The sequence below is a fragment of the Pseudomonas sp. SWRI92 genome (genome assembly GCF_014268685.1).
Lineage (GTDB): Bacteria > Pseudomonadota > Gammaproteobacteria > Pseudomonadales > Pseudomonadaceae > Aquipseudomonas > Aquipseudomonas marvdashtae.
The window spans coordinates 299,328-316,122 of record NZ_JABWQY010000002.1 but is presented as its reverse complement, the minus strand read 5'-3'; the positions used below and the strand labels follow the sequence as shown (position 1 = coordinate 316,122).

At 61.7% G+C, this 16,795-nt stretch carries 12 protein-coding genes; all 12 read left to right on the top strand.

What is annotated here, in order from left to right; all coding sequences use genetic code 11:
- The first annotated feature begins 10 nt into the window (after positions 1-10).
- Positions 11-1,507, top strand: a complete 1,497-nt coding sequence (tssC, locus tag HU762_RS04735) for a type VI secretion system contractile sheath large subunit (RefSeq protein WP_186615148.1) — start codon at positions 11-13, stop codon at positions 1,505-1,507.
- A 155-nt stretch (positions 1,508-1,662) separates the two neighbouring features.
- Complete coding sequence (locus HU762_RS04730; protein WP_186633606.1) at positions 1,663-2,151, top strand: type VI secretion system tube protein Hcp; 489 nt, start codon at positions 1,663-1,665, stop codon at positions 2,149-2,151.
- A gap of 81 nt (positions 2,152-2,232) precedes the next feature.
- Positions 2,233-2,688 carry a type VI secretion system amidase effector protein Tae4 gene (locus HU762_RS04725; RefSeq protein WP_186633603.1) on the top strand — a complete coding sequence of 152 codons (456 nt, stop codon included), beginning with the start codon at positions 2,233-2,235 and terminating at the stop codon, positions 2,686-2,688.
- Positions 2,685-3,134 carry a hypothetical protein gene (locus HU762_RS04720; RefSeq protein WP_186633599.1) on the top strand — a complete coding sequence of 150 codons (450 nt, stop codon included), beginning with the start codon at positions 2,685-2,687 and terminating at the stop codon, positions 3,132-3,134. The genes HU762_RS04725 and HU762_RS04720 overlap by 4 nt, the downstream gene beginning before the upstream one ends.
- A complete protein-coding gene (gene tssE, locus HU762_RS04715; protein ID WP_186615140.1) occupies positions 3,128-3,640 on the top strand; it encodes a type VI secretion system baseplate subunit TssE in 513 nt (170 codons plus the stop codon). Before HU762_RS04720 ends, tssE begins: the two co-directional genes overlap by 7 nt.
- Entirely contained in the window at positions 3,637-5,496 is a 1,860-nt protein-coding gene (gene tssF, locus HU762_RS04710; protein ID WP_186633596.1) for a type VI secretion system baseplate subunit TssF, read from the top strand. The genes tssE and tssF overlap by 4 nt, the downstream gene beginning before the upstream one ends.
- Positions 5,460-6,512, top strand: coding sequence for a type VI secretion system baseplate subunit TssG (gene tssG, locus HU762_RS04705; RefSeq protein WP_186633593.1), 1,053 nt, complete (start codon positions 5,460-5,462; stop codon positions 6,510-6,512). Before tssF ends, tssG begins: the two co-directional genes overlap by 37 nt.
- Positions 6,505-9,195, top strand: coding sequence for a type VI secretion system ATPase TssH (tssH, locus tag HU762_RS04700; RefSeq protein WP_186633591.1), 2,691 nt, complete (start codon positions 6,505-6,507; stop codon positions 9,193-9,195). The genes tssG and tssH overlap by 8 nt, the downstream gene beginning before the upstream one ends.
- Positions 9,196-9,285: 90 nt before the next feature.
- The gene (locus HU762_RS04695; RefSeq protein WP_186633588.1) at positions 9,286-11,223 is read left to right on the top strand and encodes a type VI secretion system Vgr family protein; all 1,938 of its coding nucleotides are present in this window, start codon (positions 9,286-9,288) and stop codon (positions 11,221-11,223) included.
- A gap of 18 nt (positions 11,224-11,241) precedes the next feature.
- Complete coding sequence (locus HU762_RS04690; RefSeq protein WP_186633585.1) at positions 11,242-11,679, top strand: DcrB-related protein; 438 nt, start codon at positions 11,242-11,244, stop codon at positions 11,677-11,679.
- A 9-nt stretch (positions 11,680-11,688) separates the two neighbouring features.
- Complete coding sequence (locus HU762_RS04685; RefSeq protein WP_186633580.1) at positions 11,689-16,167, top strand: RHS repeat-associated core domain-containing protein; 4,479 nt, start codon at positions 11,689-11,691, stop codon at positions 16,165-16,167.
- Positions 16,168-16,200: 33 nt separating this feature from the next.
- Complete coding sequence (locus HU762_RS04680; protein WP_186633578.1) at positions 16,201-16,788, top strand: hypothetical protein; 588 nt, start codon at positions 16,201-16,203, stop codon at positions 16,786-16,788.
- The last annotated feature ends 7 nt before the right edge of the window (positions 16,789-16,795 follow it).

The window sequence follows — 16,795 nt, the reverse complement described above, 5'->3', positions numbered from 1 at the left end:
ACTAACGATCATGAACGATTTGGTACGCGACAATCAGCCCCAGAACCTGGGCGCCACCGAAGAAACCAGCGAGTTCGCCTCGCTGTTGATGCAAGAATTCAAACCCAAGACCGAGCGCGCCCGCGAAGCGGTCGAGACCGCCGTGCGGACCTTGGCCGAACAGGCCCTGGCGCAGACCGACCTGGTGTCCAACGACGCCATCAAGTCGATCGAGTCGATCATCGCCGCCATCGACGCCAAGCTCACCGCCCAGGTCAACCAAGTCATCCACCACCCCGACTTCCAGCAACTGGAAAGCGCCTGGCGTGGCCTGCACTACCTGGTCAACAACACCGAGACCGATGAGCAGCTCAAGATTCGCGTGCTCAACGTCTCCAAGACCGACCTGCACAAGACCCTGAAGAAATTCAAGGGCACCGCGTGGGACCAGAGCCCGATCTTCAAGAAGATGTACGAAGAAGAATACGGCCAGTTCGGCGGCGAGCCTTACGGCTGCCTGGTCGGCGACTACTACTTCGACCAGTCCCCGCCGGACGTGGAACTGCTGGGCGAGCTGTCGAAAGTCTGCGCCGCCATGCACGCACCATTCATTGCCGCCGCCTCGCCGACCGTGATGGGCATGGGCTCGTGGCAGGAACTGTCGAACCCGCGCGACCTGACCAAGATCTTCACCACCCCGGAATACGCCGGCTGGCGTTCGCTGCGCGAATCGGAAGACTCGCGCTACATCGGCCTGACCATGCCACGTTTCCTGGCACGCCTGCCGTACGGCGCCAAGACCGACCCGGTGGAAGCCTTCGCTTTCGAAGAAAGCACCGACGGTGCCGACAGCTCCAAATACACCTGGGCCAACGCTGCCTACGCGATGGCAGTGAACATCAACCGTTCGTTCAAACACTTCGGCTGGTGCTCGCGCATCCGTGGCGTGGAGTCGGGCGGTGAAGTAGAGAACCTGCCGGCCCACACCTTCCCGACCGATGACGGCGGCGTGGACATGAAGTGCCCGACCGAGATCGCCATTTCGGACCGCCGTGAAGCGGAACTGGCGAAGAACGGTTTCATGCCGCTGCTGCACAAGAAAAACACCGACTTCGCCGCGTTCATCGGCGCCCAGTCGTTGCAAAAGCCAGCCGAATACGACGACCCGGACGCCACCGCCAACGCCAACCTGGCCGCGCGCCTGCCGTACCTGTTCGCCACCTGCCGCTTCGCCCATTACCTGAAGTGCATCGTGCGCGACAAGATCGGTTCCTTCAAAGAGAAGGACGAGATGCAGCGCTGGTTGCAGGACTGGATCCTCAACTACGTCGACGGCGACCCGGCGCACTCCACCGAGACCACCAAGGCCCAGCATCCATTGGCTGCCGCTGAAGTGATCGTCGAAGAAGTCGAAGGCAACCCGGGGTACTACAACTCCAAGTTCTACCTGCGCCCGCACTACCAGCTCGAAGGGCTGACCGTGTCGCTGCGCCTGGTATCGAAACTGCCGTCGGCCAAGGGCGCATAACACCGACCTTGACTCGCTCGTTCCCACGCTCTGCGTGGGAATACCGCCCGGGACGCTCCGCGTCCCAGCGACGCAGACCGTCACAAGATGCGTTACCACGCAGAGCGTAGGAACGATCACCAAATCAAGTGGCCAGTGCCACACAGGGAGAAAACATGGCTGTTGATATTTTCATCAAGATCGGCGACATCAAGGGCGAGTCCATGGACAAGGCCCACAAGGACGAGATCGACGTCCTGAACTGGAGCTGGGGCATGTCCCAGACCGGCAACATGCATGTTGGCAGTGGCGGTGGTGCGGGCAAGGTGAGCATCCAGGACCTGTCGCTGACCAAGTACGTCGACAAGGCTTCGCCGAACCTGATGATGCACTGCGCCAGCGGCAAGCACGTCGACAAGGTCAAGCTGACCGTGCGCAAGGCCGGTGGCGAAAGCCAGGTCGAGTACATGATCATCAACCTGGAAGAAGTGCTGATCACGTCCCTGAGCACTGGCGGTTCGGGCGGCGATGATCGCCTGACCGAAAACGTCACCCTGAACTTCGCCAAGGTGATGGTGGACTACCAGCCGCAGAAAGCCGACGGCACCAAGGAAGGCGGGCCGGTCAAGTTCGGCTGGAACATCCGTCAGAACGTCAAGGTGTAATCGAACACGCCCCCGGCGCCACGCGCCGGGGGTGTTTGGTGCTTGCTCGCAACCAATCCTTTCCCCTCCGGTGTCTGAGTCATGGCCAAGCCTGCGTTTATCAATTTGTGGAAAGCCTATTCCGATTTGCTGGTCACCCATCCCGACGCGAAACCTTGCGACGGCCCTTGGGCGAACCAATGCGCGATTCGCATGAGCATCACGCTCAATACCGAACTGACCATCAAGGTCAACAAGTCCACCTACACCGAACCCAAATGTGCCCATGGGCATGCTCGTGGGGCCGAGTCATTGGCAAATTGGCTGTGGAAACATCATCTGGGCCGCCCGTTGATCCTTGGCGGAACGGCCGCGGACCGGCGCAAGCTGCAAGACAAGACCGGCCTGATTTTCTTCAAGGATTGTTTCCAGCAAGTGGGAGAAGCCTCGGAAGGTCGCACCGGCGATCATATCGACCTCTGGAACCGTGGCCTGACCCTAGGCTATGACGATCCGGCCTATCGATCCCGAGCGATCTGGTTCTGGGAGCTCGTATGATCAAGGCCCATTGCGCGATATGGGTCGGCTGCCTGTTGACCAGCCTGACCGCCTGTGCCCAGCAGCAATCGCCATCGGCAATCTCCTCCGTCCCGGTGGAGCATGTCGTCTCGATGGGCGGGCAAACGCTGACTTTGGAGAACAACCAGGCGCGCTGCGCGCTGCGCAAACCCGACCAGACCCTGATGCCACTCGACTTGGCCTGGCCCTGCCAGTTCAGGGTCGATCGACAAGGCAAACCCCACGTTGAGACCTTCGGTGAGGTGCCTATTGTCATCGTTGTCCATGTATCTGCTGGCCCCCATAACAATCAGGAGTGTCGATCCGAGTATCGCGCCATACGCCAGATCAATGGACAACTCGAACCCTCGATAATCGCTCGTACCGCCAGCTGCATGACTGGCACAGGTGACCAGAAGAATTACACGGGCCTTTTCACTTGGTAACCGAAATCGCCACCCGCGATCGCCTGCAACCGTCCCTGCTGGACCGGCTGACCGACGACGATCCGAGCAACCCCAAGGAAAGCGCCGACAAGCGTGTGCTCTCCCTGACCCAGCTGAAAGCCTCGGTGCTGCGGGATCTGGCGTGGCTGCTCAACACCACGTCTTTGCTTGACGCCGACGCCACGCTGCATACTCCGGCGGGCACCTCGGTGGTGAATTTCGGGCTGCCGGCACTGGCGGGCAACAGTGCTTCGAACATCGATGTTCCCGCGCTGGAAAGCCTGATCCACCAAGCCATCGCCACGTTCGAGCCGCGCATCCTGCGCCACACCCTGCGCGTGCGGGCCCGGGCGACCGCCGAGATGAACCATAACGCCTTGAGTTTCGAGATCGAAGGCGACCTCTGGGCCCAGCCGGTGCCGCTGCGCCTGATGCTGCAAACCGACCTGGACCTGGAAACCGGTCACGTGCGGGTGGTCAACGCCGACCAGCGGAGACGGCCATGAACCCGCGCCTGCTCGAGCTGTACAACCAGGAACTGCACCACGTGCGCGAAAGCGCGGCGGAGTTCGCCAAGGAATACCCGAAGATCGCCAGTCGGCTGACCCTGGCCGGCATGGACTGCGCCGACCCCTACGTCGAGCGCCTGCTGGAAGGCTTTGCCTATTTGACGGCGCGGGTGCAGCTCAAGCTCGACGCCGAATACCCGACCTTCACCCACAATTTGTTGGAAATCGCCTACCCGCACTACCTTGCGCCGACGCCGTCGATGACCGTGGTGCAGATGCAGGCCGACCCGGACGAAGGCTCGCTGAGCAGTGGATTCCCGCTGCCTCGCGACACCATCCTGCGCGCCGCCCTGGGTCGTGAATCACAGACCTGCTGCGAGTACCGCACCGCTCACGCGGTGACGTTGTGGCCGTTGCAGGTCAGCCAGGCCGAGTATTTCGGCAACCCGTCCGCCGTGCTCGGGCGCCTGGCCGCCAGCGAACCGAAAGCCAAGGCCGGGCTGCGCCTGACCCTGCGCACTGGCGCCGAGCTGCCGTTCAACAGCCTGGCCCTGGACAACCTGCCGCTGTACTTGAGCGGCGCTGACGAACAACCGTTCCGCCTTTACGAACAACTGTTGAGTAACGCCTGCGCGGTGTTCGCTCGCCAGCCGGGCGGCGATTGGGTCGAACGGCTGCCGCAGGATGCGTTGCGCTCCCAGGGCTTCGATGACGCCGAGGCCGCGCTGCCAGTGGTGCCGCGGGCGTTCCAGGGCTATCGCTTGCTACAGGAATATTTCGCCCTGCCGCACCGCTTCCTGTTTGTCGATTTCACCCAGCTCGGCCGTGCGGTCAAGCGCTGCGATGGCCAGGAGCTGGAATTGATCGTGCTGTTCGACCGCCACGATCCGAGCCTGGAAGGCAGCGTCGGCGCCTCGCAATTCCTGCCGTTCTGCACCCCGGCGATCAATCTGTTTCCCAAGCGCCTGGACCGCATTCACTTGTCGGACCGAGTCAACGAACACCACGTGATCGCCGACCGCACCCGGCCGATGGATTTCGAGGTGCATTCGCTGACCGGTCTGACCGGTCATGGCACCGGGCCGGAGCAGCCGTTCCTGCCGTTCTATGCGGTGCGCGATCCGTCCCGCTATGGCCGCGACCAGGCTTACTACACCGTAAGGCGCGAACCGCGCGTGCTGTCCAGCGATCAGCGGCGCAATGGTCCGCGCTCGACTTACGTCGGCAGCGAGACCTTCGTCAGCCTGGTGGACAGTCAGCAGGCGCCCTATCGCAACGACTTGCGCCAACTGGGCGTCACCGCTTTGTGCACCAACCGCGACCTGCCGCTGTTCATGAGCGTGGGCAACGGCAAGACCGACTTCACCCTCGCCGACAGCGCGCCGGTCGGCGCCGTGCGCTGTGTGGCAGGTCCCAGTCGTCCACGGGCCAGCCATGCCCATGACGCCAAGGCCTGGCGGTTGATCAGCCAGTTGTCGCTGAACTACTTGTCGCTGAGCGAGCAAGGCCAAGGCGCCGCCGCCCTGCGCGAACTGCTGCGCCTGTACGGCGACAGCAATGACGCGGCGCTGCAATTGCAGATCGAAGGCCTGCGCGAAGTCAGCAGCAAGGCCTGCACCCGGCGCTTGCCGATGCCTGGGCCGATCGTGTTCGGTCGTGGCTTGGAGATCACTCTGGAATTCGATGAAAACGCGTTTCGCGGCACCGGGGTGTTCCTGCTCGGCGCAGTGTTCGAGCGCTTCCTGGCACGCTACGTGTCGATCAACAGTTTTACCGAGACGGTGATCCGTACCACCGAACGCGGCGAGATCATGCGATGGAAAGCCAAGCCCGGACGTCGTCCGACCCTGTAAGTACCCTGGAGGCGATGCACCAGGAACCCTGGGAATACGATTTCTTCCAGGCGTTGCGGCGCATCGAGTGCGAATCCCCCGAGCTGCCGCGCCTGGGCCATTCCCTGCGCCTGGCCGATGACCCGTTGCGTCTCGGACAACAGGCCGAATGCACCTTCGCCCCGGCGACTTTGGCCTCGGTACAACCGGGCGTCGACGGCACGCCGGCGCGCCTGGAGCAATTCTTCTTCGGCCTCGGCGGCCCCAACGGCCCGATGCCGCTGCACATCACTGAATACGTGCGCGAACGCCAGCGCAACAATGGCGACAGCACCAGCAAACGCTTCCTCGATGTGTTCCACCATCGCCTGCTCAGCCTGTTCTACCGGGCCTGGGCCGAAGCACGGCCAACCGTCAGCCATGATCGTCCGGACGACGATTATTGGTCGGCGCGCCTGGCGGCACTCAGCGGCCGGGGCATGCCGAGCCTGCTCGATCAGGGGCTGATCCCCGACACGGCGAAGCTGCATTACAGCGGCCACCTCTCGGCGCAAACGCGCTACCCGGACGGCTTGAAGGCGATTCTCGGTGAGTACTTCGGCTTGCCGGTGGAGATCGAAGAATACGTCGGCCAATGGCTGGAACTGCCGGAGCGCAGCCGCGTCGGTGTCAGCGCTCATCAACTGGGCATGGATTTCTGCCTGGGTCGTTTCGTCTGGGATCGCCAGCACAAATTCCGCATCCGCCTGGGCCCGCTCAAGCTCGTCGACTACATGGGCATGCTCCCTGGCAGCCAACCGTTCAACGAACTGGTGGCCTGGGTCGCCGAATACCTGGGCCATGAACTGGACTGGGATTTGAACCTGGTCCTGGAGCAGCCTGAAGTCCCGGCGCTACAACTCAATGGGCGTTTCCGCCTGGGTTTCAACACCTGGCTGGGACGCCCCGAAACAGATGCCAACGATCTAATACTGGCCCGGCACTACGCCGATCAGGCCAACACCTCACAGACCTCAAGGAGCCATGAGCATGGGTGAAATCAGTCGCGCCGCGTTGTTCGGCAAACTCAACAGCGTGGCCTACAAAGCCATCGAAGCCGCCACCGTGTTCTGCAAGCTGCGCGGTAACCCCTATGTGGAACTGGCCCACTGGTTTCATCAGTTGCTGCAACTGCAGGATTCGGACCTGCACCGCATCATCCGCCAGTTCAACATTGAGCCGGCGCGCCTGGCCCGTGACCTGACCGAAGCACTGGACCGTCTGCCACGGGGTTCGACGTCGATCACCGACCTGTCCTCCCATGTGGAAGAAGCGGTGGAACGCGGCTGGGTCTACGGCAGCCTGATGTTCGGCGAGAGCCAGGTGCGCACCGGTTACCTGGTGCTGGGCATCCTCAAGACCCCAAGCCTGCGCCACGCGCTGCTGGGCCTGTCGTCGGAGTTCGACAAGGTCAAGGTCGAAGCCCTGAGCGAGCGCTTTGACGAATACGTCGGCGACTCGCCGGAAAACGCCCTGACCGCCAGCGACGGCTTCAATGCCGGCGCCGTGCCGGGCGAAGCCAGCGGCGCCATGGCCCCAGCCGCCATGGGCAAGCAGGAAGCCCTCAAGCGCTTTACCGTCGACCTCACCGAGCAGGCCCGCAGCGGCAAGCTCGACCCCATCGTCGGCCGTGACGAAGAGATCCGCCAACTGGTGGACATCCTCATGCGCCGCCGGCAGAACAACCCGATCCTCACCGGCGAAGCCGGCGTGGGCAAGACCGCCGTGGTCGAAGGCTTTGCCCTGCGCATCGTCGCCGGCGACGTGCCGCCGGCCCTCAAGGACGTGGAACTGCGCAGCCTCGACGTGGGCCTGTTGCAGGCCGGCGCGAGCATGAAAGGTGAATTCGAACAGCGCCTGCGCCAGGTCATCGAAGACGTCCAGGCCTCGCCCAAGCCGATCATTCTGTTCATCGACGAAGCCCACACCCTGGTGGGTGCCGGTGGCGCCGCCGGCACGGGCGATGCGGCCAACCTGCTCAAGCCGGCCCTGGCCCGCGGCACCTTGCGCACCGTGGCCGCCACGACCTGGGCCGAGTACAAGAAGCACATCGAAAAAGACCCGGCCCTGACCCGGCGTTTCCAAGTGGTGCAAGTGGCTGAGCCTTCGGAAGACAAGGCCCTGCTGATGATGCGCGGCGTGGCCTCGACCATGGAAAAACACCACCAGGTGCAGATCCTCGACGAAGCCCTGGAAGCCTCGGTCAAGCTGTCCCACCGCTACATTCCCGCGCGCCAGCTGCCGGACAAATCCGTAAGCCTGCTGGACACCGCCTGCGCCCGCGTCGCCATCAGCCTGCACGCCGTGCCGGCCGAAGTGGACGACAGCCGTCGGCGCATCGAAGCCCTGGAAACCGAACTGCAGATCATCGCCCGTGAGCACGCGATTGGCGTGGTCATCGGCACTCGCCAGACCCACAGCGAAAGCCTGTTGAGCGCCGAGCGTGAACGCCTGGCCGAACTGGAAAGCCGCTGGGCCGAAGAGAAAACCCTGGTGGACGAGTTGCTGGAAACCCGCGCCACCCTGCGCGAACGCGTCGGCGTGGTGGACAGCGAAGACAACAGCGAAGCTTCTGACAACGAAAGCCACCAACTGCGCGAGAAACTGGTGGACCTGCAACAGCGCCTGACCGCCCTGCAAGGCGAAACCCCGCTGATCCTGCCGACCGTGGATTACCAGGCCGTGGCCTCGGTGGTCGCCGACTGGACCGGTATCCCGGTGGGCCGCATGGCCCGCAACGAACTGGAAACCGTGCTCAACCTCGACCAGCACCTGAAAAAACGCATCATCGGCCAGGATCACGCCTTGCAGATGATCGCCAAGCGCATCCAGACCTCCCGCGCCGGCCTCGACAACCCGAGCAAGCCCATTGGCGTGTTCATGCTCGCCGGCACCTCCGGCGTGGGCAAGACCGAAACCGCCCTGGCCCTGGCCGAAGCCATGTACGGCGGCGAGCAGAACGTCATCACCATCAACATGAGCGAGTTCCAGGAAGCCCACACCGTATCCACCCTCAAGGGCGCGCCACCGGGTTACATCGGCTACGGCGAAGGCGGCGTGCTGACCGAAGCCGTGCGGCGCAAACCGTACAGCGTGGTGCTGCTGGACGAGGTGGAAAAAGCTCACCCGGACGTCCACGAGATTTTCTTCCAAGTGTTCGACAAAGGCGTGATGGAGGACGGCGAAGGCCGGGTGATCGACTTCAAGAACACCTTGATCCTGCTGACCACCAACGCCGGCACCGAGTTGATTGCCCAGGTCTGCAAGGACCCGCAGAACGTGCCCGAGCCGGAAGAAATCGCCAAGGCCCTGCGCCAGCCGCTGCTGGAGATCTTCCCGCCGGCATTGCTCGGACGCCTGGTGACGATTCCGTACTACCCGCTCAGCGACGAGATGCTCAAGGCCATCACCCGCCTGCAACTCAACCGCATCAAGAAGCGCGTGGAGAGCACCCACAAAGTGGCCTTCGACTACGACGACGCGGTGATCGACCTGATCGTCTCGCGTTGCACCGAAACCGAAAGCGGCGGGCGCATGATCGATACCATGCTGACCAACAGCCTGCTGCCGGACATGAGCCGCGAGTTCCTGACCCGCATGCTTGAAGGCAAAGCCTTGGCCGGCGTACGGATCAGCGCTCGGGATAATGAATTGCAATACGATTTCAGCGACGCGGCCTGACCTGCAGGAACGCGATAACCATGTGGGCGCGCGCTTGCGCCCACATGGAACTCGGCGCCGTCAGCTAATACAACTTGCACGGGACACTCGATGTTATTCAACCAAGCCTCACGCCTGGCAAAAATCACCAGCCCCCTGGGACCCGAGGTGCTGTTGCTCAAGGACATGGGTGGCGGCGAAGAGCTGGGGCGGCTGTTCAACTATGAGTTGCAGCTGCACTCGCTGGACAACGCCATCGATCTCAACCAGGTGCTCGGCAAGCCCATGTGCGTGAGCGTTCAACTGGATGGCGGTGGTGAGCGGCATTTCCACGGCATCGTTGCGCGCTTCAGCCAAAACATCGACCAAGGCCAGTTCGCCAGCTACCAGGCCACGCTGCGACCATGGCTGTGGCTGCTGACGCGCACCTCCGACTGCCGGATTTTCCAGAACCTGACCATCCCGCAGATCATCAAGCAGGTGTTCCGCGACCTCGGTTTCTCGGACTTTGAAGACGCCCTCAGCCGCCCGTATCGCGAGTGGGAATACTGCGTCCAGTACCGCGAGACCAGCTTCGATTTCGTCAGTCGCCTGATGGAACAGGAAGGCATCTACTACTTCTTCCGCCACGAGCAGGGTCGCCATGTGCTGGTGCTGGCCGACGCCTATGGCGCGCACACCACCGTGCCCGGCTACGGTTCGGTGCCTTATTATCCGAAGAACGAGCAGCAGCGCGAACGCGATCATATTCACGACTGGCACCTGGCCCAGGAAGTCCAGCCCGGCTCGCTGGAGCTTAACGACTACGACTTCCAGCGCCCCAGCGCCCGCATCGATGTGCGCTCGGCCATGCCGCGCCCGCATGCCGCTGGTGACTATCCGCTGTATGACTACCCCGGCACCTACGTGCAAAGCGAAGATGGCGAACATTATGCGCGCACCCGCATCGAAGCCTTGCAGACCCTGCATGAGCAGGTCGAGCTGGCGGGCAACGCCCGCGGCCTGGGTTCGGGGCACCTGTTCAGCCTCACCGGCTTCACTCGCCAGGACCAGAATCGCGAATACCTGATCGTCGGCGCGCGTTACTACGTCTCCCAGGAGAGCGGTGAATCCGGTGTCGGCGCGCCTTCGGCGCAATTCGAAAGCAGCCTGACCTGCATCGACGCCCAGCACAGCTTTCGCCCGATGGCGATTACCCACCGCCCCATCGTCAAGGGACCGCAAACCGCCTTGGTGGTCGGCCCCAAGGGCGAGGAAATCTGGACCGATCAGTTCGGCCGGGTGAAGGTGCATTTCTATTGGGACCGTCACGACCAGTCCAACGAAAACAGCTCCTGCTGGATCCGCGTTTCGCAATCCTGGGCGGGTAAAAACTGGGGTTCGATGCAGATTCCGCGCATCGGCCAGGAAGTCATCGTCAGCTTCCTCGAAGGCGACCCGGACCGGCCGATCATCACCGGCCGCGTCTACAACGCCGAGCAGACCGTGCCCTACGACCTGCCGGAAAACGCCACCCAGAGCGGTATGAAAAGTCGTTCCAGCAAGGGCGGTACGCCGGCGAACTTCAACGAAATCCGCATGGAAGACAAAAAAGGCGCAGAGCAGTTGTACATCCATGCCGAGCGCAACCAGGACATCGTGGTCGAGGTGGATGAAAGCCATTCGGTGGGCCACGACCGCAACAAAAGCATCGGCCACAACGAGACGGTGACCATCGGCAACAACCGGCTGCGTATCGTCAAGCAGGAAGACATCCTGTCCGTGGGCCAGCGCAAGACCGACAGTATCAGCCAGAGCTACGTCATCGAAGTGGGCGAGAACCTGCGCCTGGTCTGCGGAGAAAGCATCCTGGAGCTCAACGCCAGCGGCCAGATCAACCTGACCGGCGTGCAAATCAGCTTCTATGCCAGCGGCGATGCCGAGTTCAACACCGGCGGCGTGCTGCACCTGAACAACGGCGGCGGTCCCGGCGCCACCCCGGACGGCCAGGGCGTCAAGGCAAGCATCGACGCCAACGTCGCCGCCGCGTTCCCGCCGCCCAAGGGCTAACCACGAGATATATGCCCCATGACTTACCGTCTCAACGAATTCCAGCTCCAGCTACCGCCCAGCGAACTGCTGGACGCCTCGATCAACATCCTCAAGTTCCCCGAATTGGGTACGTCCTTGATCGTCAGCCGCAGCCTGTTGGCCGAGGGTGAAACCTTGCAAAGCAACCTGGATGACCAGCTCAAGCGCCTGGAAAAACAAGTCCAGGACCTGCGCTGCCAACCAGGCGCCACGTTGCGTGTGGGGGCCAATCAGGAAGTCGAAGCCATCGAACTGCGCAGCCAGTTCAACAAGGGCAACGAAAAGGTCTTCCAGTTTCAATTGGCGCTGGTACTGCCAGGTACTCGCAAAATGCTTGCCTTGAGTTACGTGAAGGCCGAGAAGCTGGGGGATGCTGAGGCGGCACATTGGGCGACGATCAAGGGTTCGCTGATATTCGACGCTCCGGCCGGATGAGCAACGTGCATGTCTGACGCACTCTGGGCCGCCCGACTGGGCGATGCGTTGAACCACACCTCGATGATGGCCGACATCCTCGGCGGCGTGCTGGAAGTGGCGGCGAACATTGCAATCACGGCCGTGGCGACGGCTGCCGTAGTGGCGGCCACGGGTATTACCGTGGTCACCGGCGGGCTGGGTTGCTTCGTCCTCGGCTTGGTGGTGGGCACGATTGTCGGCCTGGCCATGAGCAAGACCGGGGCCGACAAGGGCCTGAGTAATATATGCGAGGGCATCGGCAACGCCCTCTTTCCGCCCACGGTGCAGGCCAACATTCTTACCGGCTCCACCGACACCCTCACCAACAACATCCCCGCCGCTCGCGCCGCCGGAGCGATTGAGTCCCACGTTGCCCCCGCCGGTACGGAGCTGGAGGCCCCCGAGCCTGACGAAGAACCCAGCTACCTGGACATGGCCGGGAATTTTTTCTCGCAGATGTGGCGCCCCACCGTTGCCTCGCCCGCCCCTGGCGCCGTGCCCAAGCCGGAAGACTTGGTCATCTGCATGAAGCACCCGCCGATGCCACCGCAGTTCATGGCCGAAGGCTCGGACAAAGTCACCATCAACGGCCAGCCCGCCGTGCGCAGCGGTGACCGCAGCACCTGCGATGCGACGGTGGTGTCGTCCGGGCTGATTTCCCCTGACGTGACCATTGGCGGTGGTTCGGTGGTGGTGCGCGAGATTCGCAGCGGCAAGACGCCGGGCGTGGGCCTGGCGGTCACCGCGCTGCTGATGCTCAAGGGCGGCAAAGGCAAGTTCTTCAGCAAGCTGCCGTGCATGTTGGTGGGCGGCGCGGTGTCCATGGCCGCCAGCAGCGCGGCGAACGCGGCCGCCAATGCGGCCATGGGTTCGTCGAACCCGGTGCACGCCGCCACCGGCGCCAAGGTGCTGGGCGGTGACGAAGACCTGGATTTCGTCCTGCCCGGCATCTTGCCCATCGACTGGCAGCGCGTGTACAACAGCCGCGACGAACGCCGCGACAGTTTGTTCGGCGCCGGCTGGAGCGTCGCCTACGAAGTCCAAGTGGAAATCCTGCCCCACCCCGAGGGCGGCGAAACCCTGATCTATACCGACGAACAGGGCAGGCCCATCGACATGGGCTCCATCCCCTTGGGCGGCGCGGTGTTTAGCGCCGGCGAAGGCCTGGCCGTGCGCCGCCATGTGAACGGGCAATTGCTGATCGAGAGCGAAGACGGCCTGTACCGTTTGTTCGAACCTTCGCCAGCCAACCCATCACACTTGCGCCTGAGCCAACTGGGCGACCGCAACGACAACCGCATCCACCTCGACTACGACGACGCCGGACGCCTGGTGCGACTGCGCGACACCTTCGACCTGGTGCAGGTCGAGCTGATCCGCGCAGGCGAACGCGTCGCCCACATCGAGCGCCTCTACCCCGACCAATCCCGCGAAGTGCTGGTCAGCTACGCCTACGACGCGGCGAACACCCTCGCCGAAGTGAGCGACGCCACCGGCCAGCTGCAACGGCGCTTCAGCTACGACGCCGGGCAACGAATGGTCGAGCACCAGTTGCCCACCGGCCTGCATTGCTTTTACGAATGGGCCTTGATCGACGACCAGGAATGGCGCGTGGTCCGCCACTGGACCGACGAAGGCGACGCCTACCAGTTCGACTATGACCTCAAGGCTGGCATCACCCGCATCAGCGACAGCCTGCAACGGGTCAGCATTCGGTACTGGAACAGCCAGCACCAGATCACCCAGTACAGCGACAACCTCGGCCAGACCTGGTTGTTCGAATGGAACGATGAGCGCCAGTTGCTCAGCGCCACCGATCCACAGGGCGGCCAGTATCAATTCAGCTACGACGACGCCGGCAACCTGATCAGCGAAACCGACCCGTTGGGCCGCAGCGAATCCACCCTCTGGCTCGAACACTGGGCCCTGCCGCTGGTGGACACCGACGCCGCCGGCCAAAGCTGGAAGTACCGCTACGATCAACGCGGCAACTGCACGGCGCAAACCAACCCGCTGGGCCACATCACCCGCTACCGCTACGACGCCCACGGCCAGGTCGTGGAAATCATCGACGCCACCGGCAAAAGCAAAAAGCTACGCTGGAACCCGTTCGGCCAATTGGTGGAACACGTCGATTGCTCGGGTTACCCGACGCGTTTCAGTTATGACCAGCGGGGTTATTTACAGGTCATTACCGATCCGCTTGGCGAACGGATAACCTTCACCTACGACACCATGGGCAGAATCCTCAGCCGCCAGTTGCCCGATGGTCGTATCGAGCATTTTCAGCGCAATCTCTGCGGGCAACTGACGGCGCATACCAATCCGTCTGGCCATACCACCCATTATCAGTACAGCCCTCGCGGCCGAATTCACCAGCGAACGGATGCCCACGGTCGCAACGTGCAGTTCAGCTATGACCACTACGCACGACTGCAATCGCTGACCAACGAGAACGGCGAGCGTTATCGGTTTGCCTGGGATGCCAATGATCGTCTGGTCGAGCAGACGGATCTTGATGGGAGCGCCCATCGTTATGACTACGATGTACTCAACAGCATTACCCGCGTCACCTCGCTGCCTGCGCAATATGGTGACGGGCTCGGTGTCGTCCCGCAAACACCGCAAGCACCCATTATTCATTGTCTGGAGCGTGACGCCGTGGGGCGTCTGGTTGCCAAGATTACAGATGATGGCCGCACCGAATACACCTACGATCCGCTGGACCGACTCATCGCAATTACGTTCAGGGATACCCAGGGCCACGAACAGAAGCTGGCTTACCTCTATGACGCCGTGGGCCAGCCACTCGAAGAGCAAAGCTCAGCCGGCAGCTTGAAACATCGCTACGACGAACTCGGCAATCTCATCCAGACCCAACTGGCCGATGGCCGCTGGATCAACCGCCTGTATTACGGCAGCGGCCACCTGCACCAGATCAACCTCGACGGCCAGGTCGTCTGCGACTTCGAGCGTGATCGGTTGCATCGTGAGGTCCTTCGCACCCAGGGTCAGATCAATACCAGGACTGAATATGATCGTGGAGGGCGCTTGCGTTCACGCGTTCGACGTTCAAACAGCCAGCCACGGTCATTGCCTGGAACGGGGCAAACACATTTCGAATTCGACCCTGGCGACAACCTGATAAGCCGCCTCGAACAAAAAAAAGGTGCTACGTCTCGACAACTGTTTCACTACGACGCCACCGATCGAATCATTGCCAGCCAAAACATCGCTCAAGGGCAGCATGAAGCTTTTGCCTATGATGCGGCAGCCAACCTGTTGGACGGCCCGCAACCCAGTGCCGGCCTGGTCGTGCATAACAAATTATTGACCTACCAAGACAAACGTTATCGGTATGACGGCTTCGGTCGACTGATCGAAAAACGCAGTGCTAGCCGAGGGGTTCAACGATTCAAGTACGACGCTGAAAGCAGAGTGATCGAAGTACGAAACCAGCATGCCGCCCGCGAAACCATCGTCACGATGAGCTATGACCCGTTAGGTCGTCGCATTGAAAAAACCGAGCGAGACAGCCATGGCTATCCATTAGGCACCACTCGCTTTGTCTGGGACGGTTTGCAACTGGTCCAGGAACACCGCAATAGCCAGACCAGCCTGTACCTCTACGAAGATGAAAGCTATGAGCCGCTGGCACGCGTAGATGGCATTGGGGCCCTGCAAAAGGTCAGGTACTACCACAACGACCCCAACGGGTTGCCGCAAGAATTGACCGAACAGGACGGGCGCCGCGTCTGGCAGGCCAGCTATTACGTTTGGGGTAATACCGCCGAAGAAATTCGCGAGCCTTACTACATCGAAGAACAGAACCTGAGGTTCCTGGGACAATACCTGGACCGGGAAACCGGGTTGCACTACAACACGTTCAGATTTTACGACCCTGACATCGGTCGGTTTATTACGCCGGACCCCATAGGACTCGCTGGGGGCCTGAATCTCTATCAGTATGGCCCTAACCCAATGGGCTGGAGTGACGCATGGGGGCTGGCGGGCAGTCCGACCACAGCGACCCACATCACCTACTTGGGCGTCGATAAGGCGACAGGAAAACCCTACGTAGGCTATGCCAGCATGCAAGGCAAGCAGGTAGGTTCAGACGTGCTGAACTATCGCTATGGATCAAACTTTGACCGCTTTGGTGGCCAGGCACCTCAAGTCCTGCATACCGCCTACGGACAGGACGGCAAGGACACTACCCGAGGACTCGAGCAACGCGTTTATGAAGGCTTGGGTGGAAAAGACGGCACCGCCAACGCACAGAACCCAGTCGGCAAAGGCAATGCCCGAAGGGACAAATACCTGGCGGCGGCGGATAAACATCTGTCCAAGACACCGGCAGGCAAGGCGCTGGATAAACGTATCAAAGCGGCAAATAAAGCCATAGCCAAAGCCGCCGCCAAAGGGGCCAGCAAAGGTCGAGGAGCACGGGCAGGCCGGTGCTCGTGAGCATCATCAATATATTCGGAATGGAGTGAACCCATGGCCAAGCGCATCACCTTGAAGGAAGGCGATCTAGTCAGCCTCAAACTGCGAGACGATTTATACACCTTGGGTCAAATGACCAAGCATTCAGTCATGCGTTTTTACGACGTGAAAAGCGAGGATGGCACCTGGCCCGACCTCGTACTGGATAACAGCATGATTTTATTCAGCGGCTTCGTAGGGAAAGTGATTACCCAACGGCTGGCGGTGGAAAAACTAACCTGCACAACCTCCTTGATCCTGTCAGACCATGAACGTTATTGGCTCAGGCCACACGTCAACTTCGAAGGTGGTTTCCCGTTTCGGGGCGCCGACCTGATCGATATCGGCACAGATTGCGCTGCCGATTACAGCTTGGTGCCCGCACTGAAAGAAGATCTGACGCTTTCGAAAAACCGCGACGTCATTGAGAAATACGAGCTCACCAATATGTGGGGGGATGAAGACTTGAGCGACAGGTTGTGCCGCTATTTCGATACTGGCGTTAACCGCGACGATCTGAAGTTCGAAGTCTTCCCAGGGCTTTGGACGGACCGTGAGAGCCTAAGGCCGTTAACCCGCCGCTTACCTGTGCCGCTTCGATAGACCGGCG